26 protein-coding genes are annotated in these 25,689 nt (G+C 71.5%); 11 read left to right on the top strand and 15 right to left on the bottom strand.

The features are described 5' to 3' along the window. Positions 1-357: 357 nt before the first annotated feature. Positions 358-1,008: a DNA-3-methyladenine glycosylase gene (locus ACWDD7_RS23790; RefSeq protein ID WP_351879403.1), complete on the bottom strand. Its 651-nt coding sequence runs from the start codon at positions 1,006-1,008 to the stop codon at positions 358-360. 112 nt (positions 1,009-1,120) lie between these two features. Here ACWDD7_RS23790 and ACWDD7_RS23795 point away from each other — a divergent pair, with 112 nt between their 5' ends. The 3 genes from ACWDD7_RS23795 (at position 1,121) to ACWDD7_RS23805 (ending at position 3,162) form a co-directional block, all read left to right on the top strand. Continuing rightward, the gene (locus ACWDD7_RS23795) at positions 1,121-1,903 is read left to right on the top strand and encodes a sporulation protein (RefSeq protein ID WP_351879406.1); all 783 of its coding nucleotides are present in this window, start codon (positions 1,121-1,123) and stop codon (positions 1,901-1,903) included. A 44-nt stretch (positions 1,904-1,947) separates the two neighbouring features. After that, complete coding sequence (locus ACWDD7_RS23800; protein WP_285553423.1) at positions 1,948-2,487, top strand: YbhB/YbcL family Raf kinase inhibitor-like protein; 540 nt, start codon at positions 1,948-1,950, stop codon at positions 2,485-2,487. Between the two features lie 168 nt (positions 2,488-2,655). After that, on the top strand, positions 2,656-3,162 hold the full coding sequence (locus ACWDD7_RS23805; RefSeq protein ID WP_450458827.1) for an HNH endonuclease: 507 nt from the start codon (positions 2,656-2,658) through the stop codon (positions 3,160-3,162). A gap of 133 nt (positions 3,163-3,295) precedes the next feature. On the opposite strand, the gene ACWDD7_RS23810 is transcribed toward ACWDD7_RS23805, so the two are convergent. The 3 genes from ACWDD7_RS23810 to ACWDD7_RS23820 form a co-directional block, all read right to left on the bottom strand. Beyond that, on the bottom strand, positions 3,296-4,258 hold the full coding sequence (locus ACWDD7_RS23810) for an SPFH domain-containing protein (RefSeq protein ID WP_351879416.1): 963 nt from the start codon (positions 4,256-4,258) through the stop codon (positions 3,296-3,298). A gap of 126 nt (positions 4,259-4,384) precedes the next feature. Continuing rightward, positions 4,385-4,816, bottom strand: coding sequence for an NfeD family protein (locus ACWDD7_RS23815; protein ID WP_351879419.1), 432 nt, complete (start codon positions 4,814-4,816; stop codon positions 4,385-4,387). A 127-nt stretch (positions 4,817-4,943) separates the two neighbouring features. Beyond that, positions 4,944-5,741, bottom strand: a complete 798-nt coding sequence (locus tag ACWDD7_RS23820) for an ABC transporter ATP-binding protein (protein WP_285553428.1) — start codon at positions 5,739-5,741, stop codon at positions 4,944-4,946. Between the two features lie 150 nt (positions 5,742-5,891). Here ACWDD7_RS23820 and ACWDD7_RS23825 point away from each other — a divergent pair, with 150 nt between their 5' ends. Beyond that, a complete protein-coding gene (locus ACWDD7_RS23825; protein WP_450458828.1) occupies positions 5,892-6,680 on the top strand; it encodes a hypothetical protein in 789 nt (262 codons plus the stop codon). 109 nt (positions 6,681-6,789) lie between these two features. Here ACWDD7_RS23825 and ACWDD7_RS23830 read toward each other — a convergent pair whose 3' ends face one another. From ACWDD7_RS23830 to ACWDD7_RS23840, 3 genes are all read right to left on the bottom strand, one after another. Then, the gene (locus tag ACWDD7_RS23830) at positions 6,790-7,029 is read right to left on the bottom strand and encodes a chaplin (protein WP_450458908.1); all 240 of its coding nucleotides are present in this window, start codon (positions 7,027-7,029) and stop codon (positions 6,790-6,792) included. 169 nt (positions 7,030-7,198) lie between these two features. After that, the gene (locus ACWDD7_RS23835; RefSeq protein ID WP_351879428.1) at positions 7,199-7,840 is read right to left on the bottom strand and encodes a response regulator transcription factor; all 642 of its coding nucleotides are present in this window, start codon (positions 7,838-7,840) and stop codon (positions 7,199-7,201) included. Continuing rightward, a complete protein-coding gene (locus ACWDD7_RS23840; protein WP_450458829.1) occupies positions 7,833-8,978 on the bottom strand; it encodes a GAF domain-containing sensor histidine kinase in 1,146 nt (381 codons plus the stop codon). The genes ACWDD7_RS23835 and ACWDD7_RS23840 overlap by 8 nt, the downstream gene beginning before the upstream one ends. Before the next feature lie 256 nt (positions 8,979-9,234). On the opposite strand from ACWDD7_RS23840, the gene ACWDD7_RS23845 reads away from it, so the two are divergent. The 3 genes from ACWDD7_RS23845 to ACWDD7_RS23855 all read left to right on the top strand — a co-directional run bounded on the left by ACWDD7_RS23845 (position 9,235) and on the right by ACWDD7_RS23855 (position 12,076). Continuing rightward, positions 9,235-9,930 carry an SDR family NAD(P)-dependent oxidoreductase gene (locus ACWDD7_RS23845; protein ID WP_450458831.1) on the top strand — a complete coding sequence of 232 codons (696 nt, stop codon included), beginning with the start codon at positions 9,235-9,237 and terminating at the stop codon, positions 9,928-9,930. Next, the gene (locus tag ACWDD7_RS23850) at positions 9,927-10,985 is read left to right on the top strand and encodes an S-adenosylmethionine:tRNA ribosyltransferase-isomerase (RefSeq protein WP_450458832.1); all 1,059 of its coding nucleotides are present in this window, start codon (positions 9,927-9,929) and stop codon (positions 10,983-10,985) included. Before ACWDD7_RS23845 ends, ACWDD7_RS23850 begins: the two co-directional genes overlap by 4 nt. Before the next feature lie 332 nt (positions 10,986-11,317). Then, positions 11,318-12,076, top strand: coding sequence for a transglycosylase SLT domain-containing protein (locus tag ACWDD7_RS23855; RefSeq protein ID WP_450458833.1), 759 nt, complete (start codon positions 11,318-11,320; stop codon positions 12,074-12,076). A 79-nt stretch (positions 12,077-12,155) separates the two neighbouring features. On the opposite strand, the gene ACWDD7_RS23860 is transcribed toward ACWDD7_RS23855, so the two are convergent. Beyond that, a complete protein-coding gene (locus tag ACWDD7_RS23860) occupies positions 12,156-14,744 on the bottom strand; it encodes an FHA domain-containing protein (protein ID WP_450458834.1) in 2,589 nt (862 codons plus the stop codon). 898 nt (positions 14,745-15,642) lie between these two features. On the opposite strand from ACWDD7_RS23860, the gene serB reads away from it, so the two are divergent. After that, positions 15,643-16,851, top strand: coding sequence for a phosphoserine phosphatase SerB (gene serB / locus ACWDD7_RS23865; RefSeq protein WP_450458835.1), 1,209 nt, complete (start codon positions 15,643-15,645; stop codon positions 16,849-16,851). Positions 16,852-16,972: 121 nt separating this feature from the next. Here serB and ACWDD7_RS23870 read toward each other — a convergent pair whose 3' ends face one another. The 4 genes from ACWDD7_RS23870 to ACWDD7_RS23885 all read right to left on the bottom strand — a co-directional run bounded on the left by ACWDD7_RS23870 (position 16,973) and on the right by ACWDD7_RS23885 (position 19,550). Beyond that, entirely contained in the window at positions 16,973-17,491 is a 519-nt protein-coding gene (locus tag ACWDD7_RS23870) for a SixA phosphatase family protein (protein ID WP_351865513.1), read from the bottom strand. 78 nt (positions 17,492-17,569) lie between these two features. Next, positions 17,570-17,776: a hypothetical protein gene (locus tag ACWDD7_RS23875; protein WP_450458836.1), complete on the bottom strand. Its 207-nt coding sequence runs from the start codon at positions 17,774-17,776 to the stop codon at positions 17,570-17,572. 192 nt (positions 17,777-17,968) lie between these two features. Continuing rightward, on the bottom strand, positions 17,969-18,088 hold the full coding sequence (locus tag ACWDD7_RS23880) for an SGM_5486 family transporter-associated protein (protein WP_450458837.1): 120 nt from the start codon (positions 18,086-18,088) through the stop codon (positions 17,969-17,971). Between the two features lie 43 nt (positions 18,089-18,131). Beyond that, positions 18,132-19,550 (bottom strand): CynX/NimT family MFS transporter, encoded by a 1,419-nt coding sequence (locus ACWDD7_RS23885; protein WP_450458838.1) that lies wholly within the window; start codon positions 19,548-19,550, stop codon positions 18,132-18,134. A gap of 91 nt (positions 19,551-19,641) precedes the next feature. Here ACWDD7_RS23885 and ACWDD7_RS23890 point away from each other — a divergent pair, with 91 nt between their 5' ends. Continuing rightward, positions 19,642-20,325, top strand: a complete 684-nt coding sequence (locus ACWDD7_RS23890; RefSeq protein WP_450458839.1) for a FadR/GntR family transcriptional regulator — start codon at positions 19,642-19,644, stop codon at positions 20,323-20,325. 9 nt (positions 20,326-20,334) lie between these two features. Here the strand turns inward: ACWDD7_RS23890 and ACWDD7_RS23895 are convergent, their stop codons facing one another. From ACWDD7_RS23895 to fabG, 3 genes are all read right to left on the bottom strand, one after another. Continuing rightward, positions 20,335-20,682 (bottom strand): hypothetical protein, encoded by a 348-nt coding sequence (locus tag ACWDD7_RS23895; protein ID WP_351865500.1) that lies wholly within the window; start codon positions 20,680-20,682, stop codon positions 20,335-20,337. Positions 20,683-21,006: 324 nt separating this feature from the next. Continuing rightward, on the bottom strand, positions 21,007-21,774 hold the full coding sequence (gene fabI / locus ACWDD7_RS23900) for an enoyl-ACP reductase FabI (protein ID WP_285553461.1): 768 nt from the start codon (positions 21,772-21,774) through the stop codon (positions 21,007-21,009). Between the two features lie 5 nt (positions 21,775-21,779). After that, positions 21,780-22,484, bottom strand: a complete 705-nt coding sequence (fabG, locus tag ACWDD7_RS23905) for a 3-oxoacyl-[acyl-carrier-protein] reductase (RefSeq protein WP_037656620.1) — start codon at positions 22,482-22,484, stop codon at positions 21,780-21,782. Positions 22,485-22,736: 252 nt separating this feature from the next. On the opposite strand from fabG, the gene ACWDD7_RS23910 reads away from it, so the two are divergent. After that, positions 22,737-24,275 (top strand): TldD/PmbA family protein, encoded by a 1,539-nt coding sequence (locus tag ACWDD7_RS23910; protein ID WP_351865496.1) that lies wholly within the window; start codon positions 22,737-22,739, stop codon positions 24,273-24,275. Beyond that, positions 24,272-25,663, top strand: coding sequence for a metallopeptidase TldD-related protein (locus tag ACWDD7_RS23915; RefSeq protein WP_450458841.1), 1,392 nt, complete (start codon positions 24,272-24,274; stop codon positions 25,661-25,663). Before ACWDD7_RS23910 ends, ACWDD7_RS23915 begins: the two co-directional genes overlap by 4 nt. The last annotated feature ends 26 nt before the right edge of the window (positions 25,664-25,689 follow it).

A 25,689-nucleotide genomic window follows, 5' to 3' on the forward strand; every position in this document is an offset into this window, starting at 1 on the left:
GCTGTTGAGTTCTCAAGGAACGGTCGCTTCCTTTGTACTCACCCTCTCGGGCTTTCCTCCGGGCTTCCCTTCGGTGTTTCCGACTCTATCAGATCCTTTCGGCTCCGATTCCCGGTCGGCGGGTTTGTCTGAGGACTTTCGGATTTCTCCGTCGCCCTTTCGACATTCACTACGCTAGCTCATTTCCTCCGGGGCTCATAATCGAGTCCCTCGAGTTCGAATTCGGGCGCGTCAAAGCGTCGAAAACGACCCCGGTGAGGGGGTGAGACTAGGTAGTGGGTTGGCCGCTCCGGCTGCAGGCGATCGCCGTACCCGGTTCAGCGGCTCGGGATACATTACGCACCTTCGGGGGTCGAGTCAACTTCGCCTGCGCCTCGGCACATGAGCCCGGTAGGGGCTCACCGTCGGGTCGTCGGCCACCCAGTAGCGCCAGGGGTGGATGTCGCCGTTCCCGCCCTCGCCCGCGACCCCGGTGCGCGGACCGCTCCGTACCTGCTCGGCGCCGACGGGGGTACCGGCCAGCATGCGCAGCGGGGTCTCGCCCGCGGTGCAGGCGTCCGTGCCGTCCAGGGCGCGGTCGACCTCCAGTGCGGTGGCCAGGCGGGCCGGGCCTTTGGCCAGCTCCTTGTCGTCACGGGCGGTGGGCCGGCGCTTACGGGCCAGCTCCATGCCCTCGACGACCTCGCCGGCCCTCAGGAGTACGGCGCTCGCCCTGCCCTCGGGTCCGCACACGAGGTTCATGCAGTGCCACATGCCATAGGTGAAGTAGACGTACACATGTCCGGGCTCCCCGAACATCACCGCGTTGCGGGCGGTGCGGCCGCGGTAGGCGTGGGAACCCGGGTCGTTCGGGCCGTCGTACGCCTCGACCTCCGTGAGGCGTACCGAGATCGGGCCGTCGGACGTCGTACGCACCAGGACGCGTCCGAGGAGGTCGGGTGCGACCTGGAGGACCGGGCGGTCGAAGAAGCTTCGAGGCAGTGGCGTACGGTCCGGGGGCGCGATCATGCCGTCCGAGGGTAGTCCACGGGCATGGTCCGGACGGGTCACGGCCGGGGCGGAACCGGCCACGGGCGGATCGCGTTTGTAGGGGCGAGGTCCGTTCGTAAAGGGAGAGTCAATGGCGTTCAAGAAGCTGCTCGCGAGCCTCGGAGCCGGCGGTGCCTCGGTCGAGACCGTGCTCACCGAGGTGAATGTCGTACCGGGTGGCGTGGTCCAGGGCGAGGTGCGGATCCAGGGCGGTTCCGTGGCCCAGGCCATCGAGGGGCTGTCCGTCGGCCTCCAGGCGCGGGTCGAGGTCGAGAGCGGCGACCAGGAGTACAAGCAGGACATCGAGTTCACCAAGGTGCGGCTCGGCGGTGCCTTCGAGCTCCAGGCCGGTGCGGTGCACGCGGTGCCGTTCGGGCTGGAGATCCCCTGGGAGACGCCGGTGACCATGATCGACGGCCAGGCGCTGCGCGGGATGCACATCGGGGTGACGACCGAGCTGGCGATCGCCCGTGCCGTGGACTCGGGCGACCTGGACCCGATCAACGTGCACCCGCTGCCGGCGCAGCAGGCGATCCTGGACGCGTTCATCCAGCTGGGCTTCCGCTTCAAGACCGCCGACATGGAGCGCGGCCACATCCGGGGTACCCGGCAGCGGCTGCCGTTCTACCAGGAGATCGAGTTCTACCCGCCGTCCCAGTACCGGGGCCTGAACCAGGTCGAGCTGAGCTTCGTGGCGGACGAGCACGCCATGGACGTCGTACTGGAGATGGACAAGAAGCCGGGGCTGTTCAGCGAGGGCTCGGACACCTACCGGTCCTTCCAGGTGGGTCACCACGACTGGCAGGGGACCGATTGGGCGGCGTACCTCAACCAGTGGCTGTCCGAGGTCGGGAGCAAGCGCAACTGGCTCTAGGCTTCGGTCTGTTCTTTCCAGATCATCGATCAGGAGGTACCAAGGTGACCGAGCTCAAGCGGCGGCCGCTCCCCCATGACTTCCACCCGCCGGTGCCGTCTTTCACGGTGACGAGCGCGGACGTCCAGGAGGGCGCGACGCTGAAGGGCGCTCAGGTCTACGCGGACGGGAACACCTCGCCGCACCTGCGGTGGGAGGGCTTCCCGCCCGAGACCAAGAGCTTCGCCGTGACCTGCTACGACCCCGACGCGCCGACCGGCAGCGGGTTCTGGCACTGGGTGCTGTTCGACATCCCGGCCTCGGTGACGGAGCTGCCCGCCGGTGCGGCGAGCGGCAAGTTCGAGGGCCTGCCCGAGGGCGCCGTGCACGCGCGCAACGACTACGGGACGCGGGACTTCGGCGGCGCCGCTCCGCCGCCCGGTGACGGCCCGCACCGTTACGTGTTCACGGTGTACGCGGTGGACCAGGAGAAGCTGGGTCCCGACGCGGACGCCTCGCCGGCCTTCGTCGGGTTCAACCTGCGGTTCCACGCGATCGCGCGGGCGCAGCTCATCGGCGAGTACGAGAACACCGAGCAGGGCTGAGTGCCCCGCTCCGATTGAGCCAAGCGTTCATTGAACGTTTGCCCGCCTCCGGTCTTGGAAGTGATCGGAGGCGGGCATTTTTTATTGCGTTGTCCATCTCGGCGCGCCCGTCCAGAGTTGAGCCAAGCCCGCCGGGGGGTGGGCAGGTGCGCACGGGAGGTGGGCTGGATGCGGGACACGCTGGTGCTGAACGCGAGCTTCGAGCCGCTGTCTACGGTGACTCTGAACCGAGCCGTCGTTCTGGTGCTCCAGGACAAGGCGGTGGTCGAGCAGGCCCATCCCGAGCTGCGGATGCGAGGGGCCGACGTGGACATACCCGCGCCCCGGGTGATCAGGCTGTGCAGGTACGTACGGGTGCCGTTCCGAAGACAAGCTCCATGGTCGCGGCGGGGGGTGCTCGTGCGGGACCGGCACCGGTGCGTGTACTGCGGGCGCCGGGCGACGACCGTGGACCACGTGGTGCCGCGGGCGCGGGGCGGGCAGGACACGTGGCTGAACACGGTGGCGGCGTGTGCGGAGGACAATCACCGCAAGGCGGACCGGACTCCGGAGGAGGCCGGGATGACATTGCTGCGGGCACCCTTCGAGCCGACGCCCGCGGACGCGATGCTCCTGGCTCTGGGGCAGGACGACCTGGCCGCGCTTCCCGAGTGGCTCGGGAAGGACGCGGCCTGATTCAGCCGAGTCCTGTCCGTCGGCGGCCGCGGGGTCGTGTCCGGTCGATCGCGCCCACGCGGCGGAACCGCGTGCCGATACAGCCCGCGCCCCTTTCGGGGCGCGGGAGGGAACCGGCGTTCAGCGGTGACCCCTAGTCGATGCTCGGCTTTTCGCGGCGCTCCGTCGCCGGGCCGTTGTTCTGGGCCGGGAGGGTGGCACCGCCGTTGCCGTTGCCGCCCAGGGGGCCGAAGTTGCCCATGGCGCCGGACAGGCCCTTGAGGGCGTCGCCGATCTCGCTGGGGACGATCCAGAGCTTGTTGGCGTCGCCCTCGGCGATCTTCGGGAGCATCTGGAGGTACTGGTAGGACAGCAGCTTCTGGTCGGGGTCGCCGGCGTGGATGGCCTCGAAGACCGTGCGAACGGCCTGGGCCTCGCCCTCGGCGCGCAGGGCGGCCGCCTTGGCCTCACCCTCGGCGCGCAGGATCTGGGACTGCTTCTCGCCCTCGGCCGTGAGGATCGCGGCCTGCCGGGTGCCTTCCGCGGTGAGGATCGCGGCGCGCTTGTCACGGTCGGCGCGCATCTGCTTCTCCATCGAGTCCTGGATGGAGGTCGGCGGCTCGATGGCCTTCAGTTCCACGCGGTTGACTCGGATGCCCCACTTGCCCGTGGCCTCGTCCAGGACGCCGCGCAGGGCGGCGTTGATCTCCTCACGGGAGGTCAGGGTGCGCTCCAGGTCCATGCCGCCGATGATGTTGCGCAGTGTGGTGACGGTGAGCTGCTCGATCGCCTGGATGTAGCTGGCGACCTCGTAGGTGGCCGCGCGCGCGTCCGTCACCTGGTAGTAGATGACGGTGTCGATGTTGACGACCAGGTTGTCCTGGGTGATCACCGGCTGGGGCGGGAACGGTACGACCTGTTCACGCAGGTCGATCCGGTTGCGGATGGTGTCGATGAACGGGACCACGATGTTCAGTCCCGCGTTCAGGGTCCGCGTGTAGCGGCCGAAGCGCTCGACGATGGCGGCGCTGGCCTGTGGGATGACCTGGATGGTCTTGATCAGGGCGATGAAGACCAACACCACCAGAATGATCAGGACGATGATGACCGGTTCCATCGTTTTCCCCGTACCCCTCTCCGCCTGGACGCCTTCGGACGATCTCGTGTCCGTCGCGCGTGCCTGTTCAAAGGATCTTGCCCGTCGAGTCTGACAGACTACGGCCCAACTCGCAGGCAGGATGGCTCAGATGACGACCGCGGTGGCTCCTTCGATGTCCACGACGTCCACCTCCTGGCCCGCCTCGTAGGCCCGGTCGGCGTCCAGGGAGCGGGCCGACCAGATCTCTCCGGCGAGCTTGATGCGCCCGCCGGAGCCGTCGACCCGTTCCAGTACGACGGCCTGCCTGCCCTTCAACGCCTCGACGCCGGTGGCCAATCGGGGGCTCTGCCGGCTGTGCCGGTTCGCGATGGGCCGTACGACGGCGATGAGGGCGACGGAGACGACGAGGAACGCGAGCACCTGGACGACGACGCCGAGGCCGAGCGCGGCGACGACCGCGGCCGCGACGGCGCCCACCGCGAGCATGCCGAACTCGGGCATGGCGGTGACGACGAGCGGGATACCGAGCGCCGCCGCGCCGACGAGCCACCACACCCATGCGTCGATGTCGTTCACGTGGTCATCGTAGGGCCACGACCGGGCGGCGGACAGGGCGCGTTGGGGGCCCCGGCCGGTTTGCGCGGGGGCCCGGCCGGGGGTCCGGTCGGGGGTGGGACAGGAGGGCGGCGCGGGCGGGGCGGGGTCAGGACAGGGGCAGGCCGTGGGCGGTCCAGCGGTCGCCGACCTGCTCGACCACGAGCGGGAGGCCGAAGCAGCGGGAGAGGTTGCGGGAGGTCAGCTCCAGCTCGATCGGGCCGGCGGTGAGGACCTTGCCCTGACGGATCATCAGGACGTGGGTGAAGCCGGGGGCGATCTCCTCGACGTGGTGGGTGACCATGATCATCGAGGGCGCGATGGGGTCGCGGGCGAGCCGGCCGAGGCGGCGGACGAGGTCCTCGCGGCCGCCGAGGTCGAGGCCGGCGGCGGGCTCGTCCAGAAGGAGCAGCTCGGGGTCGCTCATCAGGGCGCGGGCGATGAGGGTGCGCTTGCGCTCGCCCTCGGAGAGGGTGCCGAAGCGGCGGTCGAGGTAGTCGCTCATGCCGAGGCGGTCGAGGAAGGCGCGGGCGCGCTCCTCGTCCACGTCCTCGTACTCCTCGTGCCAGGCGGCGGTCATGCCGTAGGCGGCGGTGAGGACCGTCTGGAGGACCGTCTGGCGCTTGGGGAGCTTCTCGGCGAGGGCGATGCCGGCCACGCCGACGCGCGGGCGCAGCTCGAAGACGTCGGTGCCGGCCTTGCCCAGGGTCTCGCCGAGGATGGTGACGGAGCCCTTGGTGGGGTAGAGGTAGCTGGAGGCGACGTTCAGGAGGGTGGTCTTGCCGGCGCCGTTGGGGCCGAGGATGACCCAGCGTTCGCCCTCCTTCACCGACCAGGAGACCTGGTCCACCAGAGCCCGGCCCTCGCGGACCACGGATACGTCCTGAAGCTCCAGAACATCGCTCATGAGCGCGTTGTCTCCCCTTGCAGTGTGGCCGGTCTCGGCTGTCGCGTACGCCTGTGGCGCGGTCCGCCGCGCCGGTGGGCACGGCCCATATGAAATCTACGCCACCAGCGCGCCGGTCCATTCCATCGGTCCGGTCCTTAGGGTGGGGGCATGCTCACGGAACCGCGTTCAGGACGCCTCGCCGCTTGGGGAAATGCCCTTTTGGCCGGACTTGTCTCTCCGGATGACGCCGCGCTCGCCATTGTGGGTGAGGACACCGTCCACCGGGTGGCCGGGCTGCCCGGGGAGGCCGCGCCGGTGGGGCTCACGCTCGCGCTGGGGCGGCTGCGGGCGTTGGGCGCGTCGGGGCTGCGGGTCGCGCTGCCGGCGCCCGGTCATCCGCTGGGGCTCAGCGGACCGCCGGAGTTCAACGCGCGGGCGCTGGAGGCGGAGGAGGCGGTGGTCTGCGTCGGCGCCGCGTTCGGGCTGGTCCCGGAGGTGCGCGAGGCCGGGCCCGCGGGTGATGTGCACGCCGAGGTGGTCTGGCACGCCCTCCCGGTCCGTGAGGCCCCGCCCGCGGACGTGCCCTCCCTGGGCGAGGCGGAGCGCGAACTGGCGGAGGCGCTGCGCGACGCGACGGCGGTGCTGGCCCGGCTGGACGTCGCCGCCTCCGGGCCGGTGGCCGAGGCCGCGATCGACGCGTACCGGGCGAGGGCGGAGGCCGGCCGGGAGGTCCTGGCCCCGGGCTACCCGCCCCGCGCCGCCCGCGTCCTGGAGCTGGCCCAGCGCATCGCCCTGCTGATCTCGCTGGCCCACGACCACGGCCACGGTGCGGCGGTGACGGCCTCCGAGATGGCCGCGCGGGCGCAGGCCCTGCGCCCGGTGGAGCGGACGGCGCGGCGCGCGCAGGTGGCGGCGTACAACTCGATGGTGGAGGAGAGGGAGCGGGGGGTCCGGTGATCTCCGGGGCGTTCGCGGTGGTCGGCTGACACAGGACAATCGGCTGACACAGGACAAAGGGACAGGCCCCCCGGTGGATCCGGGGGGCCTGAGCCTCGGTCGAGGTGCCTCAGTGGTTGAGGCTGGTGTTGCCGAAGGCCGGGTTCAGGACGCCGATGACGCTGACGCTGTCGCCGGTCGCGTTCACCGGGACGTGGACCGGCGCCTGGATGGTGTTGCCCGAGACGACGCCCGGGGAGTGCACGGCCGCGCCGTCCGCCTCGCTCTGGGCGGAGGCCAGGCCGGCGCCGGCGGCCAGCAGGCCACCCGCCACCATCGTCACAGCCGCTGCCTTCTTCAGGTTCTTCACTTTCAACCCCTCTGGAACGTTCACCACGGCGGTTCTCCGTGGCACGCACTGGAGAACGGCGGAGATCGCCAGGAGATGCGCCAACCGGGTGACATTCCCACGACGGTATGAATCTCAGCCCGGAGTGGAACCTCAGCGAGCGGCGGGGTGTAGTGCGGGCGAGGACGGCTCAGCCGCTCACCCCGTGCCGTACGGCCCACAGCGCGGCCTGTGTGCGGTCGGCGAGGTCGAGCTTCATCAGGATGTTCGAGACATGTGTCTTGACGGTCTTCTCCGACAGCACCAGCGCGCGGGCGATCTCCCGGTTCGAGCGGCCGTCCGCGATCAGGCCGAGCACCTCACGCTCCCGCTCGGTGAGCGAACCGCCCCTGCCCTGACCGGAGTTCGCCTCCTCCTGGGAAAGCAGCGCGCCCGCGACCTCGGGCTGGAGCAGGATGTGCCCTGCGTGCACGGAGCGGATGGCGCCGGCGAGGGCGTCGGGGTCCACGTCCTTGTACACGTACCCGGCGGCGCCCGCGCGCAGGGCGGGCACGACGGTGCGCTTCTCGGTGAAACTGGTGACGATCAGCACCCGTGCGGGGTTGTCGAGTTCGCGCAGCTTGCGCAGGGCGTCGATGCCGTCCGTGCCCGGCATCTTGACGTCCATGAGGACGACGTCGGGCCGCAGCTCCTCGGCGCGGGCCACCCCCTCCGCGCCGTCGGCCGCCTCGCCGACGACGGCTATGTCCTCCTGCACCTCCAGGAAGGTCCGCAGGCCCCGGCGGACGACCTGGTGGTCGTCGACGAGCAGCACCTTGATGGGATCAGCCACCGGGGACCTCCATCTCGATCGTGGTGCCCTTGCCGGGCGCCGATTCCACGGTCAGCGTGCCGCCGACCCCGCTCGCCCGGTCCCGCATCGAGACCAGGCCGAGGTGCCGCCCGGCGCGGCGGACCGAGGCCGGGTCGAAGCCGGCGCCGTCGTCGCTGACCCGCAGCACCGCTCCGGTGCCCCGCCGCTCCACGCTCACGTCGACGCGCTCGGCCTGCGCGTGGCGCAGCGCGTTGTGCAGGGCCTCCTGGGCGACCCGGAGCACGGCCTCCTCCTGGGCGGCGGGCAGCGCCCGGTACCCGGCGCCGGTGAAGGTGACGCGGGCGGTGTGGGCGCGGTCGAGGACCTGGATCTGGGTGCGCAGGGTGGCGATCAGTCCGTCCTCGTCCAGCGCGGCGGGCCGCAGCTCCACGACGGCGGCGCGCAGTTCCTCGGCGGCCTCGGCGGCGAGCGCGGCGACCTGGTGCAGTTCGCCCTTGGCGCGCGCGGGGTCACGGTCGACGAGCGCGGCGGCGGCCTGGGCGGTCAGGCGGAGCGAGAACAGCTTCTGGCTGACCGCGTCGTGGAGTTCATGGGCGAGCCGGGACCGCTCCTCGGCGATGGTGAGTTCACGGCTGCGCTCGTAGAGCCGGGCGTTGGTGAGCGCGATCGCCGCGTGCTGGGCGAGCAGGGCGAGCAGTTCCTCGTCCTCTTGCGTGAAGCCGCAACTGCCTTCCGGTTTCGGACAGTTCTTGTTCGCGAGGAAGAGCGCGCCGATGATCTCGTCGCCGTCGCGGACAGGCAGCCCGAGGAAGTCCACGAGGTCGGGATGGGCGTGGGGCCAGCCCTCGAAGCGGGGGTCCTTGCGCACGTCGGCGAGGCGCTCGGGGCGGGCCTCGTGCAGCATCGCGGCGAGGATGCCGTGCTGGCGGGGCAGTGGGCCGATCGCCTTCCACTGGGCGTCGCTGACGCCGTCCACGACGAACTGGGCGAAGCCGCCGTGGTCGTCGGGGACGCCGAGGGCGGCGTACTGCGCGTCGAGCAGTTCGCGGGCGGAGGCGACGATCGTCTTCAGGACGTCGCGCATCTCCAGGTGCCTGCTCATGGCCAACAGCGCGGAACTCACCGCGGCGAGGCCGGACCGGGGACCGTGACTCATGACCTCACGGTACCGGCGGGGTGTGACAGCGCGGATGGGGCCGCCGTCGGCCCGGCACCGTCCGCTGGTCCTAGGGCGAGGGGCGTACGCCCCGAGGACCGGGTCCGGTGTCGTACGCCGCGGGACCAAGGCCCGTCGTCGTACGTCGAAGGGCTCCTCTTCTTCGGGGCTCGCGGCCGAGGCGGTGGGCGAGGGGGTGTTCCTACGGTGATCCGCACCCGTCCGACCGGGCGGGAGCGACGAGGGGACGGTAGTCATGCCGGTAGGGATCATCACGGGTGCCTCGAAGGGGCTGGGGCGGGCGCTCGCCGAAGCGCTGGCCGGGCGCGGCTGGGACCTGGTGCTGGACGCCCGGGGCGAGGGGGTGCTGAAGGAGGCCGCGACGGCGGTCGGCCGGTACGGCACCCGGGTCGTGGCGCTCCCCGGGGACGTCACGGACGCCGGGCACCGGGCCGCGCTGGTGGCCGCCGCGCGGAGGCTGGGCGGTCTCGATCTGCTGGTGAGCAACGCGAGCGCGCTCGGCGCCGAGCCGCTGGTCCGGCTGGCCGGGCTTTCGCTGGACGGGCTGCGGCGGGCGCTGGAGGTGAACGTCACCGCCGCGCTGGGACTCGTACAGGAGGCACTGCCGCTGCTGCGGGCGTCGGCCGCGGGCACGGTGATCGCGGTCAGCTCGGACGCGGCGGCACAGGCGTACGAGACGTGGGGCGGTTACGGGGCCTCGAAGGCGGCCCTGGACCAGCTGGCTGCGGTGCTCGCCGTGGAGGAGCCGGGCCTGCGGGTGTGGGCGGTGGACCCCGGGGACATGGCGACCGACCTGTACGCGGCGGCCGTACCCGACGACGACGACGCGCGGCCGGCACCCGACACCGTCGTACCGGCCTTCCTGCGGCTGCTGGACGAGCGGCCGGTCAGTGGGCGGTACGCGGCGCCGATCCTCGTGGCGGGCCGATGACCACGGTCGTACGCGTGCCGGAGGAGCTGTCCGCGCGGGTGCCGGCCGAGCAGCGGGGACCGGGGCGCGAGCGGGACGACGTACGGCTCCTCGTGTCGCACGGGACCCGGGTGGCGCACCACGCGTTCCGTGAGCTGCCCCTGCTGCTGCGGGCCGGGGACCTGCTGGTGGTGAACACCTCCCCGACGCTGGCCGCGGCGGTGGACGGCCGGATCGGGACCGCGCCCGTGGTGGTGCACTTCTCGACCCGCGGGGACGACGGCCGCTGGGCGGTGGAGCCGCGGGAGCCGGACGGCCGGGGCACCACTCGCGCGCGGGCGGGCACCCGCGCGGGGACGGAGGTGACGCTCGCGGGCGGGTTCCGGCTGGTGCTGGAGGAGCCGGTGAGCGGGGGCGGGGAGCGGCTGTGGTGGGCGCGGGTCGAGGGCGGTCCGGTGCCGGAGCTGCTGCGGGGGCACGGGCGGCCGATCCGCTACTCCTACACCACGCGCGATCAGCCGCTGTCGGCGTACCAGACGCTGTTCGCCCTTCCTTCGCCCGACGGGGCGGGCAGCGCGGAGATGCCGAGCGCGGGGCGGCCCTTCACCGCGCGGGTGGTGGCGGAGCTGGTGCGCAGGGGGGTGGGGTTCGCGCGGGTCACGTTGCACACGGGGGTGGCGTCGGCGGAGGCGCACGAGCCGCCGTACCCGGAGTGGTTCTCGGTGCCGGAGGCGTCGGCGCGGCTGATCAACGCGGTGGCGGCCGGGGAGGGCCGGGTGGTCGCGGTGGGGACGACGGCCGTACGCGCGGTGGAGTCGGCCGCGGGGGCGGACGGGGTGGTACGGGCGGCCGAGGGGTGGACGGATCTGGTGGTCACGCCCGAGCGCGGGGCGCGGGTGGTGGACGGGTTGCTGACCGGGCTGCACGAGCCGGAGGCCTCGCATCTGCTGATGCTGCGGGCCGTCGCCGGGCGGGCCGCGGTCGACCGCGCGTACGAGGAGGCGCTGCGCGGGCTCTACCTGTGGCACGAGTTCGGGGACGTCCATCTCCTCCTCCGGGAGGAGACCCCGCACTGAGCCTCACAGAATGCGTTGCGAAGGCAACTCTTCGTGAGGTTGATCTGTCTCCCCTGTGAGCCCGCGCATAGGGCCTACATCACGTACGAACAGACATAGGAGATGTACCCCCTCCCACGAACGGGACAGAGGTCCAATCTGTCCCGTTTTGCCCTTCCCGGGTCCACTATCGAGCTTCGTACGTCACACCTTTGCCATGGCATTTTGCGGCCGCTAAGAATTGCACCCGTCGCTCAGCGCCGTGGGTTCATCCCCGCGGCATTTGTGCGGGAGGAACCGATCCCCCGGCGGAAGCAGGAGCGACCTCCGCGCTATCGAAGAGGTCCAACGCCATGCCCAAGAACATCCTCAGTCGTGCTCGCTATCGTGCCGTGACCAGGCAGCGCAAGCTCGCCGTCGCCGGTGTCGCAGCGCTCGGCACCGCCGCCATCGCCCTGTCGGCCGTCCCCGGCAACGCGGACACCGTCACCACCGGCTCCCCCGCCGCCGCCGCGCAGGTCGCGAAGGTCGCCACCCAGGACGCCGCGCTGTCCGGCGTCAGGGGCACCGTCACCGACCGCGCCGCCGCGCAGAGCGTCAAGCTCGACGCCATCGCCGCGCAGCAGAAGACCGCCGACCAGGCCGCCGCCAAGCAGCGCACCGACGCCGCCGCGAAGCAGGCCGCCGCCGACGCCGCCGCCAGGAAGGCCGCGCAGGAGCGTGCCGCCAAGCAGGCCGCGGGCCGGTCCGAGCAGCGCCCGCAGATGCAGACCGTCGCCGCGAAGACCTACGCGAACAACCTCGACGGCTGGATCCGCCAGTCCCTGGACATCATGCACGCCAAGGGCATCCCGGGCAGCTACAACGGCCTCTACCGCAACATCATGCGTGAGTCCTCGGGCAACCCGATGGCCATCAACAACTGGGACATCAACGCGATCAACGGCATCCCGTCCAAGGGCCTGCTCCAGGTGATCCAGCCCACCTTCAACACGTACCACGTGCCCGGCACCTCGTGGAACATCTACGACCCGGTCGCCAACATCACCGCCGCCTGCAACTACGCCGCCCACCGCTACGGCTCGATGGACAACGTCAACAGCGCGTACTGAGGTCGGCGCGGACCTCTGACGAACGCGGAAGGGCGGCACCCCGTTACGGGGTGCCGCCCTTCGTGGTGCGCCGCGGAGACTACTTGCGCATGACCTCCGGCTCGTGGCGGCGCAGGAAGCGCGCCACGAAGAAGCCGCAGACCGCGCCGAGCGCGAGCAGCGCGATCATGTCAAGGGTCCAGGCCCCGGCCGTGTGGTTCCACAGCGGGTCGGTGCTGCCCGGGTTGTCACCGTTGGGGGCGATGTTGTTCAGGTCCAGCGTGGTGCCGGCCGCGGCCACCGCCCAGCGCGAGGGCATCAGGTACGAGAACTCGTTGACGCCGAGCGTGCCGTGCAGGGTGAACAGGCAGCCGGTGAAGACGACCTGGATGATCGCGAACATCACCAGCAGCGGCATGGTCTTCTCGGCGGTCTTCACCAGCGAGGAGATGACCAGGCCGACCATCATCGAGGTGAAGCCGAGCGCCATGATCGGCAGGCACAGCTCGAACAGGGTCGAACCGCCGAGGATGACGCCCTGGTCCGGGATCTTGCGCGGCGAGAAGCCGATCAGGCCGACCATCAGGCCCTGAAGCACGGTGACGGCGCCGAGCACGACCACCTTGGACATCAGGTAGGCCGACCGGGACAGGCCGGTCGCCCGCTCCCGCTCGTAGATCACCCGTTCCTTGATCAGTTCACGCACGGAGTTCGCGGCGCCCGCGAAGCACGCGCCGACCGAGAGGATCAGCAGCACGGTGGTGGCGGTGCCGTTGGGTACGTGCAGGCCGGTGCGCGGGTCGACCGCGGGGTTCACCAGCAGGCCCCGGTCGTGGTTCATCAGCAGGCTGACCGAGCCGAGGACCGCCGGCAGGATCACCGTCAGCGCGAGGAAGCCCTTGTCGGAGACGATCACCGACACATAGCGCCGGATCAGGGTCAGCAGCTGGGAGCCCCACGCCTGCGGCTTGGGCGGCTTGAGGGCCACCGGCGGCGGCATGTAGGCCGCCTGCTGCGGGGCGACGGCGTCGAAGTCCGCGGCGTACATCTGGTAGTGCTGCGAGCCCTTCCAGCGGCCCGCCCAGTCGTAGTCGCGGTAGTTCTCGAAGGCGGAGAAGACGTCGGCCCAGCTGTCGTAGCCGAAGAAGTTCAGCGCCTCCTCCGGCGGCCCGAAGTAGGCCACCGCGCCGCCCGGCGCCATCACCAGGAGCTTGTCGCACAGCGCCAGCTCGGCCACCGAGTGGGTGACGACCAGCACGGTGCGGCCGTCGTCGGCGAGGCCGCGCAGCAACTGCATGACGTCGCGGTCCATGCCCGGGTCGAGGCCGGAGGTCGGCTCGTCCAGAAAGATCAGCGACGGCTTGGTCAGCAGTTCGAGGGCCACCGAGACGCGCTTGCGCTGACCACCGGACAGGGACGTGACCTTCTTGTCCTTGTGGATGTCCAGCTTCAGCTCGCGCAGCACCTCGTCGATGCGGGCGTCGCGCTCCTGGGCGGTGGTGTCGGCCGGGAAGCGCAGCTTGGCCGCGTACTTCAGGGCCTTCTTGACGCTGAGTTCCTTGTGCAGGATGTCGTCCTGCGGGACCAGGCCGATGCGCTGGCGCAGCTCCGCGAACTGCTTGTACAGGTTGCGGTTGTCGTACAGCACCTCGCCCTGGTTGGCGGGCCGGTAGCCGGTGAGCGCCTTCAGCAGCGTCGACTTGCCGGAGCCGGAGGGGCCGATGACCGCGATCAGGGACTTCTCCGGGACGCCGAACGAGACGTCCTTCAGGATCTGCTTGCCGCCGTCGACCGTGACCGTCAGGTGGCGCGCGGAGAAGGAGACCTCACCGGTGTCGACGAACTCCTCAAGCCGGTCGCCGACGATACGGAAGGTGGAGTGGCCGACGCCGACGATGTCGGCCGGGCCGAGCTGCACCGAGCCGCCCTTGGGCACCGGGCTGCCGTTGACGTACGTGCCGTTGTGCGAGCCGAGGTCGCGGATCTCGAAGCGGCCGTCGGGCGTCGAGTGGAACTCGGCGTGGTGACGGGAGACCTGGAGGTCGGAGACGACCAGCTCGTTCTCCAGCGCACGACCGATGCGCATGACCCGGCCGAGCGAGAACTGGTGGAACGTGGTCGGGCTGCGGTCCCCGTGCGCCGCGCCCGGACCGGCCTGCTGCGGGTAGGCGGCGGCCTGCGGGTCCTTCTGCTGCGGGAACGCGGCCTGCTGCGGGACCTGTTGGGCGGGGTGCGGCTGCTGCGCCTGCTGCCAGCCGTTCTGCGGGGCGGGTGCCTGCTGGGGCACCGCCTGGTGCGGGGGCTGGGCCACCTGGGCGGGTGCCTGGTGGGGGGCCGCCTGCTGGGCCCAGCCCGCGGGGGCCGCCGCGTACGGCGCCTGCTGCGCCTGGCCGACGGCTGCACCGGCGAGATTCAGCCGCGGTCCGTCCGTCGCGTTGCCGAGGTGCAGCGCCGTCCCCGGGCCTATCTCCGTCCGCTGGATCCGCTGACCCTGGAGATACGTGCCGTTGGTGCTGCCGTGGTCCTCGATGACCCAACTGCGGCCGTCGAAGCTGACCGTGGCGTGTCGCCAGGAGACCCTGGCGTCGTCGAACACGATGTCACCCTGCGGATCTCTGCCGAGGGTGTAAGGCCTGGACGGGTCGAGCGTCCAGGTACGTCCGTTTGTTTCCAGTACGAGTTCCGGCACTCCATGCCCCACTGAGTTGTCCCCCGAATTACCCCCATCGCAGGGAGTCTAGGGATGTCGAACATCGTGGGGAACTATTTCAGGCCCGCCCCCCTGACCAAAACCCGGGCCTTGCGCGCAGCGCCGTACGGCGCTCCGACCGGAGTGCGGCAATTCCGGCGAGCGGGACAAGTAGGGCTGGTGGGGGCGGGATTGCAGGGGCAGTGGGCAGGTCGGTTGCCTCTGGAGCCTTGCGGGGAGGAGGAGTTGGAGGCGGGCTGCGGGGGGGGGGGTGGGGTGCGGCCGGTCAGAGGTGCGGGGGGGGCCGGGGGTGGGGTTCGCTGGGGACGGGGTGGGGTGCGGCCGGTCAGAGGTGCGGGGGGCCGGGGGTGGGGTTCGCTGGGGACGGGGTGGGGTGGGGGACGAGGTGGGGTACGGCGCTGGGGGTGCCGGGGTGCCGGGGTGCCGGGGTGCCGGGGTGCCGGGGTGCCGGGGTGCCGGCGGCGGCACGGTGCGGCGGTCGCGCGGGGCCAGGGCGGCGGGCGGCGGGGTGCTTCTCGCGAGCGGGCCGCGCCTGCCGCCGGGCCCCGGCACGCATTCCTCCCGGCGGATGCCGGAGGCGAAGCGCGAGGAACCGTGGGAGCGGCCGGCGTCGCGTGCTGGGGGACGACGGACACGCCCCCCAGCTCGCCGACCGCTCGCCGGCCGCGGGAAACCCGCCTCACGCGACTCCGCCCGCTCACGGCGCCCAGCCCGCGGTCCCCGGCGCGCTCGGTCACCTCTGCGGTCGCGGTGGCGATGACCTCGGTGGGAAGCTGTTGGCAAGATCCTTGATGCCGGGGCGCCATCCATTGTTCCGTGTCCGTCAGGCGGACCTCGGCGACGGGCGGCACTGGGTGCCGGATACGGTGGTGAGACCATGACTGCTGCGCAGACCCCCGAGGTCCCCACTCTCCTCGTCAAGATCTTCGGTAAGGACCGGCCGGGTATCACGGCCGGACTCTTCGAGACCCTTGCCGCGTACTCCGTCGATGTGGTCGACATCGAGCAGGTCGTCACCCGGGGACGCCTGGTCCTGTGCGCGCTGGTGAGCCAGCCGCCGGCCGGCATCGAGGGTGATCTGCGGGCCACCGTGCACAGCTGGGCCGAGTCGATGAAGATGCAGGCGGAGATCATCTCGGGGCACGGCGACAACCGTCCGCGCGGTCTCGGTCGCTCCCTGGTGACCGTCCTCGGCCATCCGCTCACCGCCGAGTCGACGGCCGCCGTCGCCACCCGCATCGCGAAGGCGGGCGGCAACATCGACCGTATCTTCCGGCTCGCCAAGTATCCCGTGACCGCCGTGGAGTTCGCGGTCTCCGGCGTGGAGACCGGGCCCCTGCGCACCGCGCTGGCCTCGGACGCCTCGGCACTCGGTGTCGACATCGCCGTCGTCTCCGCGGGGCTGCACCGGCGCGCGCAGCGTCTCGTGGTCATGGACGTGGACTCCACCCTCATCCAGGACGAGGTCATCGAGCTGTTCGCCGCCCACGCAGGCTGCGAGGACAAGGTCGCCGAGGTCACCGCCGCGGCGATGCGGGGCGAGCTGGACTTCGAGCAGTCGCTGCACGCCCGTGTCTCCCTGCTGGCCGGGCTCGACGCCTCCGTGGTCGACAAGGTGCGCAACGAGATCCGGCTGACCCCCGGCGCCCGCACCCTGATCCGCACCCTGAAGCGGCTCGGCTACCAGGTCGGCGTGGTCTCCGGTGGCTTCACCCAGGTCACCGACGATCTCAAGGAGCGCCTCGGCCTCGACTTCGCCCAGGCCAACACGCTGGAGATCGTCGACGGCAAGCTGACCGGCCGGGTCACCGGCGAGATCGTGGACCGCGCGGGCAAGGCGCGGCTGCTGCGCCGGTTCGCCGCGGAGGCCGGGGTGCCGCTGGCGCAGACGGTGGCGATCGGTGACGGCGCCAACGACCTCGACATGCTGAACGCGGCCGGTCTCGGCGTCGCCTTCAACGCCAAGCCCGTGGTGCGCGAGGCGGCGCACACGGCCGTGAACTTCCCCTTCCTCGACACGGTCCTCTACCTCCTCGGCATCACGCGCGAAGAGGTCGAGGCGGCCAACACCCACGACGAGAGCTGAGCCCGCGCAGCAGGCACAGCAGGCGCAGCAGGGACCGCGCCCTGTGAGCGGCCCGCTCCCCAGGACACGAAGGCCCGGCCCGCCTCACGGCACCGGGCCTTCGCCGTCTCTCGGTGTCACCTCATTCGGACGGCGCCCAGTAGTCCGTCAGCGTGGCCACGCCCGGCTCCAGGCTCTTCCACGGGCCCTCGAAGGACAGCAGCGCGAATGCGGCGGCGGGGAAACCGCGGCGGTTCATCCGGTCGCGGGCGTCTCCGTCGGCCGAGCCGGCCAGGATCTCGGCGAGGCCGTGGACCCCCGGGTTGTGGCCGATCAGGATCAGGGTGCCGACCTCGTCCGGGACCTCGTTCAGAAGGGCGATGAGCCGGCCCGGGGAGGCCTCGTAGATCCGCTCCTCGTAGACGGTCTTCGGCCGGTGTTCCAGTTCGTGGACGGCGAGCTTCCAGGTCTCGCGGGTCCGGGTCGCGGTGGAGCACAGGGCCAGGTCGAAGGTGAGGCCGGTGTCGGTCAGCTTGCGGCCGGCGACGGCCGAGTCCATGCGGCCCCGCTCGGCGAGCGGGCGCTCATGGTCGGACACCTGGGGCCAGTCGGCTTTCGCATGCCGGAAAAGGGCGATCCTGCGGGGTTCTGCGACGCTCATGCGTCCCAGCTTCGCATGAAACAGGCCACCGGGCGCAGGGAGTTGACATGCGGATTCGCCATGTGAGGCGGCTTCCGGTCAGCGCGTGAGCAGCTGCCGCGCGCGCTCGACCAGGTGGGCTATCTCCGGGTCCGCGCCCGCCGCGTGCGCGTCCGACGGGTTCAGTATCAGCAGGAACAGGATGGCGAAGGCGAGCACGGGCAGCGCGAGGGCCCACCAGGGCAGCAGCACGTCGACGCCGCCCGTGGTCGCCGGGTGGGTCCGGAAGTGGGTGCGGGCGGGCATGATCGCCTCCGTGGTCCTTGAGCGGTTCCGTGACCACCCCCTGCGGTCACCACTCGAAGGTACGGAATCCGTGGCAGTCAACCCATCAGGTTTTCCACCCAGTTACCCCTGAGCCTTACCCCCTAGGGGACAGGGGGGCCAGCACCACCATCCGCCGGAACCGTCCGGTGGCGGGGGGCCGGCCGGGCGGCGTCACGGGGACGCGATGGTCGCGACGATGGCGATGACGACGAAGATCGCGAAGAAGGAGCCGAAGACGAGCATCATCTTCTTCTGACCGTCGCGCGGGTTCGGGTCGAGCACAGGCTGCATGCGCCCAGTCTCGCATCCCTTCCCCGGCATCCCGTGCACGGGGTCAGCGCGTCGCGGCCTCCTCCTCCACCGTGCGGTCGCGGCCCGCCAGGAAGCCCACCACCATCTGGGGCACCATGAGGCCCGCCATCAGGGCGATCGGCAGGCCCCAGCCGCCGCTGTGCTGGTAGAGCACGCCGACCAGCAGCGGGCCGGGGATGGAGATCAGATAGCCGGTGCTCTGCGCGAACGCGGACAGCTGGGCCACACCGGGACCGCTGCGGGCGCGCATGCCGACCATCGTCAGCGCCAGCGGGAAGGCGCAGTTCGCGATCCCGAGCAGCAGCGCCCAGGCCCAGGCACCGGCGGCCGGGGCGAGGTAGAGACCGGCGTACCCGGCGAGGCCGCACACGCCCAGGACCAGCACGATCGGCCCCTGGTGGGGCAGCCGGGCGGCGATCCGCGGGATGACGAAGGCCAGCGGTACGCCCATCACCATCGTCACGGCGAGCAGCAGACCCGCGGTGCCGGCCGACACCCCCGCGTCCCGGAAGATCTGCGCCATCCAGCCCATGGTGATGTAGGCGGCGGTGGCCTGGAGGCCGAAGAAGACGGCGAGCGCCCAGGCGGTACGGCTGCGGGCGATCCGCAACGGGGGCTGCTCCCCCGCCGCCCCCGTCGGCCCCGGTGCCGGCGCCGGCTTCGAATCCGGCTCCGGGCCCCGCGCCGGGCGGGACGCCCCCACGGCAGCCGCGGAGGTCGCGGAAGCCCCCCGCCCGGTCGCACCCTTCTCCCGCGCGGAGCCCTCCCGGCCCTCCCGGACCAGCGGCACCCAGGGCACCACCGCGACCGCGGCGAGCAACGCCCAGACCGCGAGCCCCGGCTTCCAGCCGCCGCCCATGGCATGGGTCAGCGGGACCGTCACCGCGGCCGGAAGGGACGTACCGAGCGCGAGCACCATCGAGTACAGGCCGGTCATGGGGCCGACCCGGTCGGGGAACCAACGCTTGACGATGACCGGCATCAGCACGTTGCTGACGGCGATGCCCATCAGTGCGAGCGCGCTGGCGGCCAGGAACCCGGCGGTGCCGCCGGCGTACGGCCGTATCAGCAGGCCCGCGAAGATCGCGGCCATGCCGGCGCACACCACGGCGGCCGGTCCGAAGCGGCGCGCCAGGCGGGGCGCCGTCACACCGAAGACGGCGAAGCACAGCGGGGGCACGGAGGTGAGCAGCCCGGCCACGCTGCCGCTCATGCCGAGCCCGGCGCGGACCTCCTCCAGCAGGGCGCCCAGGCTGGTGATGGCGGGGCGGAGGTTGACCGCGGACAGCATGATGCCGACGACCACCAGGCGGGTCACCCACGCGCGCGCGGGACCCGTTCCCGGGATCGTCGTCGTCGCGCCCGCCGCGGCGGACGTGTCGCGTTCGCTCGGGGGCATCGCCGTACGGGTGTCCGTTGCCCGGGTTTCCTCACTCACCATGAGGCACATCATAGAATCATAGGATGATTGGTTGTCCATCCCCGGAACTGCCGGAGCGTGCGCGCCCCGGTCTGTCGTGCGAAGGTGTGCCATGCCTCTGAGCCACCCGCGCCGTTCGGCCCTCTCCGAGCAGGTGATCGCCGAACTGCGCAACCAGATCGCCACCGGCGAGTGGCCGGTCGGCTCCCGTATCCCGACCGAGCCCGAGCTGGTCGAACAGCTGGGCGTCGCCCGCAACACGGTCCGCGAGGCCGTGCGCGCGCTCGCCCACAACGGGCTGCTGGACATCCGGCAGGGCTCCGGCACCTATGTGGTGGCGACCAGCGAACTGGCCGGCGTGATGCACCGCCGGTTCGCCGACGCGGACCCCCGGCACATCGCCGAACTGCGCGCCACGCTGGAGTCGGCCGCGGCCAAGCTGGCCGCCGAGCGGCGCACCGAGAAGGACCTCAAGCAGCTGGACGCGCTCCTGGCACGGCGCGAGGAGGCATGGGAGAGCGGCGAGGCGGAGGCCTTCGTGGCCGCCGACGCCACCTTCCACCTGGCCGTGGTGGCCGCGTCCCACAACGAGGTCATGACGGCGATGCACGCCGACCTGGGCGAGCTGCTGCGGGACGCGCTGCGCGCGGACGTCGGCGCCGAGCTGACACCGGACACGCACATGGACCACAGCCGCCTGATGGACGCGATCCGCGCCGGCGACGCCGAGGCGGCGGCCAGGGAGGCGGCGAGCTACCCCTTCCAGTGCCGTCCGGGGCGGCCCGGCATCGGCTGACGGCCCGGTTCAGCGCACCTTCTGGTGGCTGATCCACACCGAGCCGACCTCCTTCCAGCAGCGCCCGGTGAGCCGTACCGTCAGCGCCGGCTCGTCGTCCACCGGGGCGCTGTCGGTGTCGATGTCCCACCAGCGGGCGCACTCGATGTGCAGGCGTACCCGGTCGGTGTCGGCATAGGGGTTGTGGCAGTACGCCACCACATGGGAGCCGCTCACGGCCGTCCGGCACGCGGCCCCGAACAGGGTCGGCGCGGGCGGGCCGGCGCTCGCGCGGGCATGGGGCGTCGCGTCGTACGGCAGGGAGAGTACGAGGGCGACGGCCGCGGTCAGCGGGGCCAGGCAGCGGGACAGGCGCACAAGGAGACCTCCTCGGCCGGGCTGGCTGCGGAGGAACGCGCCGCACGGACGTGTCTTCAGGGTGCGCCGCGCGGGGGACGGCCCGCCCGACCGGTGAGCCGAACGGGTGACGGCGCGGGAACGGACGACGCCGGACGCGCGACCCGGAACGGACGGCCCCGGAACGGACGACCCCGGAACGGACGACCCGGAACGCACGACGCCGAGCGGACGCCGCCGGAGACGGCGAAGGCCCGCGCCCCCTCGGGGGTGCGGGCCCGGCCGTGAAGTGAAGCCGTACGGCCGTGAAAGGCGCGACAGCGGGTTTCAGCCGCGCGGCAGCGCTCAGGCGCCGATCGCGTGCAGGCCGCCGTCCACGTGGATGATCTCGCCGGTGGTCTTCGGGAACCAGTCGCTGAGCAGGGCGACGATGCCCTTGCCGGCCGGCTCCGGGTCCTTCAGGTCCCACTCCAGCGGGGAGCGGCTGTCCCACACGGAGGCCAGTTCGCTGAAGCCCGGGATGGACTTGGCGGCCATGGAGCCGATCGGGCCCGCGGAGATGAGGTTGCAGCGGATGTTCTGCTTGCCCAGGTCACGCGCCATGTAGCGGTTGGTCGCCTCCAGGGCGGCCTTGGCCGGGCCCATCCAGTCGTACTGCGGCCAGGCGAACTGGGCGTCGAAGGTGAGGCCGACGACCGAGCCGCCGTTCTGCATCAGCGGCAGGCAGGCCATGGTGAGCGACTTCAGGGAGAACGCCGAGACGTGCATGGCGGTGGCCACGGACTCGAACGGCGTGTTGAGGAAGTTGCCGCCGAGCGCGTCCTGCGGGGCGAAGCCGATGGAGTGCACGACGCCGTCGAGGCCGCCCAGCTCCTCGCCGACCACGTCGGCCAGCCGCCCGAGGTGCTCCTCGTTGGTCACGTCCAGCTCGATGACCTTGGTGGGCTTCGGCAGCTTCTTGGCGATGCGCTCGGTCAGCGTGGGCCGCGGGAAGGCGGTCAGGATGATCTCGGCGCCCTGCTCCTGGGCCTGCTTGGCGGCGTGGAAGGCGATGGAGGACTCCATCAGCACACCGGTGATCAGGACGCGCTTGCCCTCAAGAATTCCGCTCATGGTGATCAGTGACCCATTCCCAGTCCGCCGTCAACGGGGATGACGGCTCCAGTGATGTACGAGGCGTCGTCCGACGCGAGGAACCGGACGGCCGCGGCGATCTCCTCCGGCCGCGCGTAACGGCCGAGCGGCACCTGCGACACGATGCCCTGGCGCTGCTCGTCGCTGAGCACCTTGGTCATGTCGGTGTCCACGAAGCCGGGCGCGACGACGTTGAAGGTGATGTTGCGCGAGCCCAGCTCACGGGCGAGGGAGCGCGCGAAGCCGACCAGGGCGGCCTTGGAGGCGGCGTAGTTCGCCTGCCCCGCCGAGCCGAGCAGACCGACCACGGAGGAGATCAGGACGACGCGGCCCTTCTTGGCGCGCAGCATGCCGCGGTTGGCGCGCTTGACGACGCGGAAGGTACCGGTGAGGTTGGTGTCGATGACCGAGGTGAAGTCCTCCTCGGACATGCGCATCAGGAGCTGGTCCTTGGTGATCCCGGCGTTGGCGACGAGCACCTCGACGGGACCGTGCTGGTCCTCGATCTCCTTGTAGGCCTGCTCCACCTGCTCGGGGTCGGTGATGTCGCACTTGACGGCCAGGAAGCCGGCCGGCGGCTCACCCGAGCGGTACGTGATCGCGACCTTGTCGCCGGCGTCGGCGAAAACGCGGGCGATGGCGAGGCCGATGCCCCGGTTGCCTCCGGTGACGAGAACCGAGCGGCTCAACGGATCACCCTTTCGATAGCGGTCTGCTGGAAGTCCGACAACCCGCCCGAACACCTGGATGACAGGCGGCTTCACCGAAAACCTATCGGTACGGCCGCGTCGGTGGGCATTCGGGCACCGACAGTGGCGCGGGACCGTCGCTGTCGGGTCCCTACAGATTCGCGGGGGTCCGGGTCCGAAAGGTGTGTGGTCCGTGGGGCCGCCCGCAGGACATGATCGGAGCCGACAGGCCACGACAGCAGGGAGACCTCCGTGCCTCATTCCATCGACGAAGCCTTCACGGCACTTCCGCTAAGGTCCCTCGCCGACGCCGCGCTCGCCCGCGCGCGCTCGCTCGGAGCCGAGCACGCCGACTTCCGGTTCGAGCGGGTGCGCAGCGCGACCCTGCGGCTGCGGGACGCCCGGCCCGCGGGGTCCTCGGACGACACCGACCTCGGGTACGCGGTCCGGGTCGTGCACGGCGGTACGTGGGGCTTCGCCTCCGGGGTCGACCTGACGCTGGACGCGGCGGCCCGGGTCGCGTCGCAGGCGGTCGCCATGGCCAAACTGTCCGCGCAGGTCATCAAGGCCGCCGGGGCCGATGCGGGGGCACCCCCCACGCGGGTCGAGCTGGCCGACGAGCCGGTGCACGCCGAGCGGACGTGGGTGTCGTCGTACGAGATCGACCCCTTCTCGGTGCCGGCCGAGGAGAAGTCGGCGCTGCTCGCCGACTGGAGCGCGCGCCTGATGGCGGCGGACGGCGTGAGCCATGTGGACGCCTCGCTGGTCACCGTGCACGAGAACAAGTTCTACGCCGACACGGCCGGGACCGTCACCACGCAGCAGCGGGTGCGGCTGCATCCCGAGCTGACCGCGGTCTCGGTGGACGAGTCCAGCGGGGAGTTCGACTCCATGCGGACGCTGGCGCCGCCGGCCGGGCGCGGCTGGGAGTACCTGACCGGCACCGGCTGGGACTGGGACGGCGAGCTGGCGCGGATCCCGGAGCTGCTGGCCGAGAAGATGCGGGCGCCGAGCGTGGAGCCGGGCCTGTACGACCTGGTGGTCGACCCGTCCAACCTGTGGCTGACCATCCACGAGTCCATCGGGCACGCCACCGAGCTGGACCGGGCGCTCGGCTACGAGGCCGCCTACGCCGGCACCTCCTTCGCCACCTTCGACCAGCTGGGCAAGCTGAAGTACGGCTCCGAGCTGATGAACGTCACCGGCGACCGCACCGCCGAGCACGGCCTGGCGACCATCGGGTACGACGACGAGGGCGTCGAGGCGCAGTCCTGGGACCTGGTGAAGGACGGCACGCTGGTCGGCTACCAGCTGGACCGCAGGATCGCCCGGCTGACCGGCTTCGAGCGGTCCAACGGGTGCGCGTACGCCGACTCCCCCGCCCATGTGCCGGTGCAGCGCATGGCCAACGTGTCGCTGCGGCCGGACCCGGCGGGGCTGTCCACCGAGGATCTGATCGGGGGCGTGGAGCGGGGCATCTACGTGGTCGGCGACCGGTCCTGGTCGATCGACATGCAGCGCTACAACTTCCAGTTCACCGGGCAGCGCTTCTTCCGGATCGAGAACGGGCGGCTCGCCGGGCAGCTCAAGGACGTCGCCTACCAGGCCACGACGACCGACTTCTGGGGATCGATGGCGGCGGTCGGCGGCCCGGGGACGTACGTCCTGGGCGGCGCCTTCAACTGCGGCAAGGCCCAGCCGGGCCAGGTGGCCGCCGTGTCCCACGGGTGCCCCTCCGCCCTCTTCCGGGGCGTAAACATTCTGAACACCACGCAGGAGGCCGGTCGATGAGCGCTGGTACCAGCAAGCCGCACGAGATCGTCGAGCAGGCACTCGCGCTGTCCCGGGCGGACGGGTGCGTCGTCATCGCCGACGAGCGCTCCACCGCGAACCTGCGCTGGGCGGGCAACGCGCTCACCACGAACGGGGTGACCCGGGGCCGTGGCCTCACGGTGATCGCGACCGTGGACGGGCAGCAGGGCACCGCCTCCGGCGTCGTCTCGCGGTCGGCGGTGACCTCGGACGAGCTGGAACCGCTGGTGCGGGCCGCGGAGGCCGCCGCGCGGGGGGCCGGACCCGCCGAGGACGCGCAGCCACTGGTCACGGACGTACCCGCGGCGCCCGACTTCACGGACGCACCCGCCGAGACCTCCTCCGCCGTGTTCGCCGACTTCGCCCCGGCGCTCGGCGAGGCCTTCGCCCGCGCCCGGGCCGGCGGCCGGGAGCTGTACGGCTTCGCCAACCACGAGATGGTGTCGACCTACCTGGGCACCTCGACCGGCCTGCGGCTGCGGCACGACCAGCCCACCGGCACCCTGGAACTGAACGCCAAGTCGCCCGACCACACCCGCTCCGCATGGGCCGGACGCTCCACCCGGGACTTCAAGGACGTCGACCCGGCCGCCATGGACGCCGAGCTGGCCGTGCGGCTGGGCTGGGCGCAGCGGCGCGTGGAGCTGCCCGCGGGCCGCTACGAGACCCTGCTGCCGCCCACCGCGGTGGCGGACCTGCTGGTCTACCAGTTGTGGTCGGCCTCGGGGCGGGACGCGGCGGAGGGCCGCACGGTCTTCTCCAAGCCCGGCGGCGGTACCCGGATCGGCGAGCGGCTCTCCGAGCTGCCGCTGACCCTGCGCAGCGACCCGAACGAGCCCGGACTGGAGTGCGCGCCCTTCGTGATCGCCCACTCCTCGGGCGGCGACCGGTCGGTGTTCGACAACGGACTGCCGGCCCCGGCCACCGACTGGATCCACCAGGGCGTGCTCCGGAACCTGACCACGACCCGGCACAGCGCCGCCCTGACCGGACTGCCGGTCACCCCCGCCGCGGACAACCTGGTCCTGGACGGCGGCAACCGCTCCCTGGACGAGATGGTCGCGGACACCGAGCACGGGCTGCTGCTGACCTGCCTGTGGTACATCCGCGAGGTCGACCCGGCGACGCTGCTGCTCACCGGCCTGACCCGGGACGGCGTCTACCTCGTGGAGAACGGCGAGGTGACCGGGCAGGTGAACAACTTCCGGTTCAACGAGTCGCCGGTGGAGCTGCTGCGCCGGGCGATCGAGGCGGGTCGCACGGAGAAGACGCTGCCCCGCGAGTGGGGCGACTGGTTCACCAGGGCCGCGATGCCGCCGCTGCGGGTCCCCGATTTCAACATGAGTTCTGTCAGCCAGGGCGTATAACCTCGTAGTCGGCTGTCACCCGACCG

The sequence above is a fragment of the Streptomyces sp. NPDC001056 genome, assembly GCF_053598955.1.

Bases quoted from the DNA above. Each gene is read 5' to 3' on its own strand.
- ACWDD7_RS23810 (WP_351879416.1), bottom strand. From the start codon at position 4,258: ATGGAACCGGTCATCATCGTCCTGATCATTCTGGTGGTGTTGGTCTTC.
- ACWDD7_RS23790 (WP_351879403.1), bottom strand. From the start codon at position 1,008: ATGATCGCGCCCCCGGACCGTACGCCACTGCCTCGAAGCTTCTTCGAC.
- ACWDD7_RS23850 (WP_450458832.1), top strand. From the start codon at position 9,927: ATGACCACGGTCGTACGCGTGCCGGAGGAGCTGTCCGCGCGGGTGCCG.
- ACWDD7_RS23890 (WP_450458839.1), top strand. From the start codon at position 19,642: ATGCCTCTGAGCCACCCGCGCCGTTCGGCCCTCTCCGAGCAGGTGATC.
- ACWDD7_RS23875 (WP_450458836.1), bottom strand. From the start codon at position 17,776: ATGCCCGCCCGCACCCACTTCCGGACCCACCCGGCGACCACGGGCGGC.
- ACWDD7_RS23885 (WP_450458838.1), bottom strand. From the start codon at position 19,550: ATGGTGAGTGAGGAAACCCGGGCAACGGACACCCGTACGGCGATGCCC.
- ACWDD7_RS23915 (WP_450458841.1), top strand. From the start codon at position 24,272: ATGAGCGCTGGTACCAGCAAGCCGCACGAGATCGTCGAGCAGGCACTC.
- ACWDD7_RS23840 (WP_450458829.1), bottom strand. From the start codon at position 8,978: ATGAGTCACGGTCCCCGGTCCGGCCTCGCCGCGGTGAGTTCCGCGCTG.
- ACWDD7_RS23820 (WP_285553428.1), bottom strand. From the start codon at position 5,741: ATGAGCGATGTTCTGGAGCTTCAGGACGTATCCGTGGTCCGCGAGGGC.
- ACWDD7_RS23795 (WP_351879406.1), top strand. From the start codon at position 1,121: ATGGCGTTCAAGAAGCTGCTCGCGAGCCTCGGAGCCGGCGGTGCCTCG.
- serB (WP_450458835.1), top strand. From the start codon at position 15,643: ATGACTGCTGCGCAGACCCCCGAGGTCCCCACTCTCCTCGTCAAGATC.
- fabI (WP_285553461.1), bottom strand. From the start codon at position 21,774: ATGAGCGGAATTCTTGAGGGCAAGCGCGTCCTGATCACCGGTGTGCTG.
- ACWDD7_RS23880 (WP_450458837.1), bottom strand. From the start codon at position 18,088: ATGCAGCCTGTGCTCGACCCGAACCCGCGCGACGGTCAGAAGAAGATG.
- ACWDD7_RS23805 (WP_450458827.1), top strand. From the start codon at position 2,656: ATGCGGGACACGCTGGTGCTGAACGCGAGCTTCGAGCCGCTGTCTACG.
- ACWDD7_RS23825 (WP_450458828.1), top strand. From the start codon at position 5,892: ATGCTCACGGAACCGCGTTCAGGACGCCTCGCCGCTTGGGGAAATGCC.
- ACWDD7_RS23845 (WP_450458831.1), top strand. From the start codon at position 9,235: ATGCCGGTAGGGATCATCACGGGTGCCTCGAAGGGGCTGGGGCGGGCG.
- ACWDD7_RS23855 (WP_450458833.1), top strand. From the start codon at position 11,318: ATGCCCAAGAACATCCTCAGTCGTGCTCGCTATCGTGCCGTGACCAGG.
- ACWDD7_RS23870 (WP_351865513.1), bottom strand. From the start codon at position 17,491: ATGAGCGTCGCAGAACCCCGCAGGATCGCCCTTTTCCGGCATGCGAAA.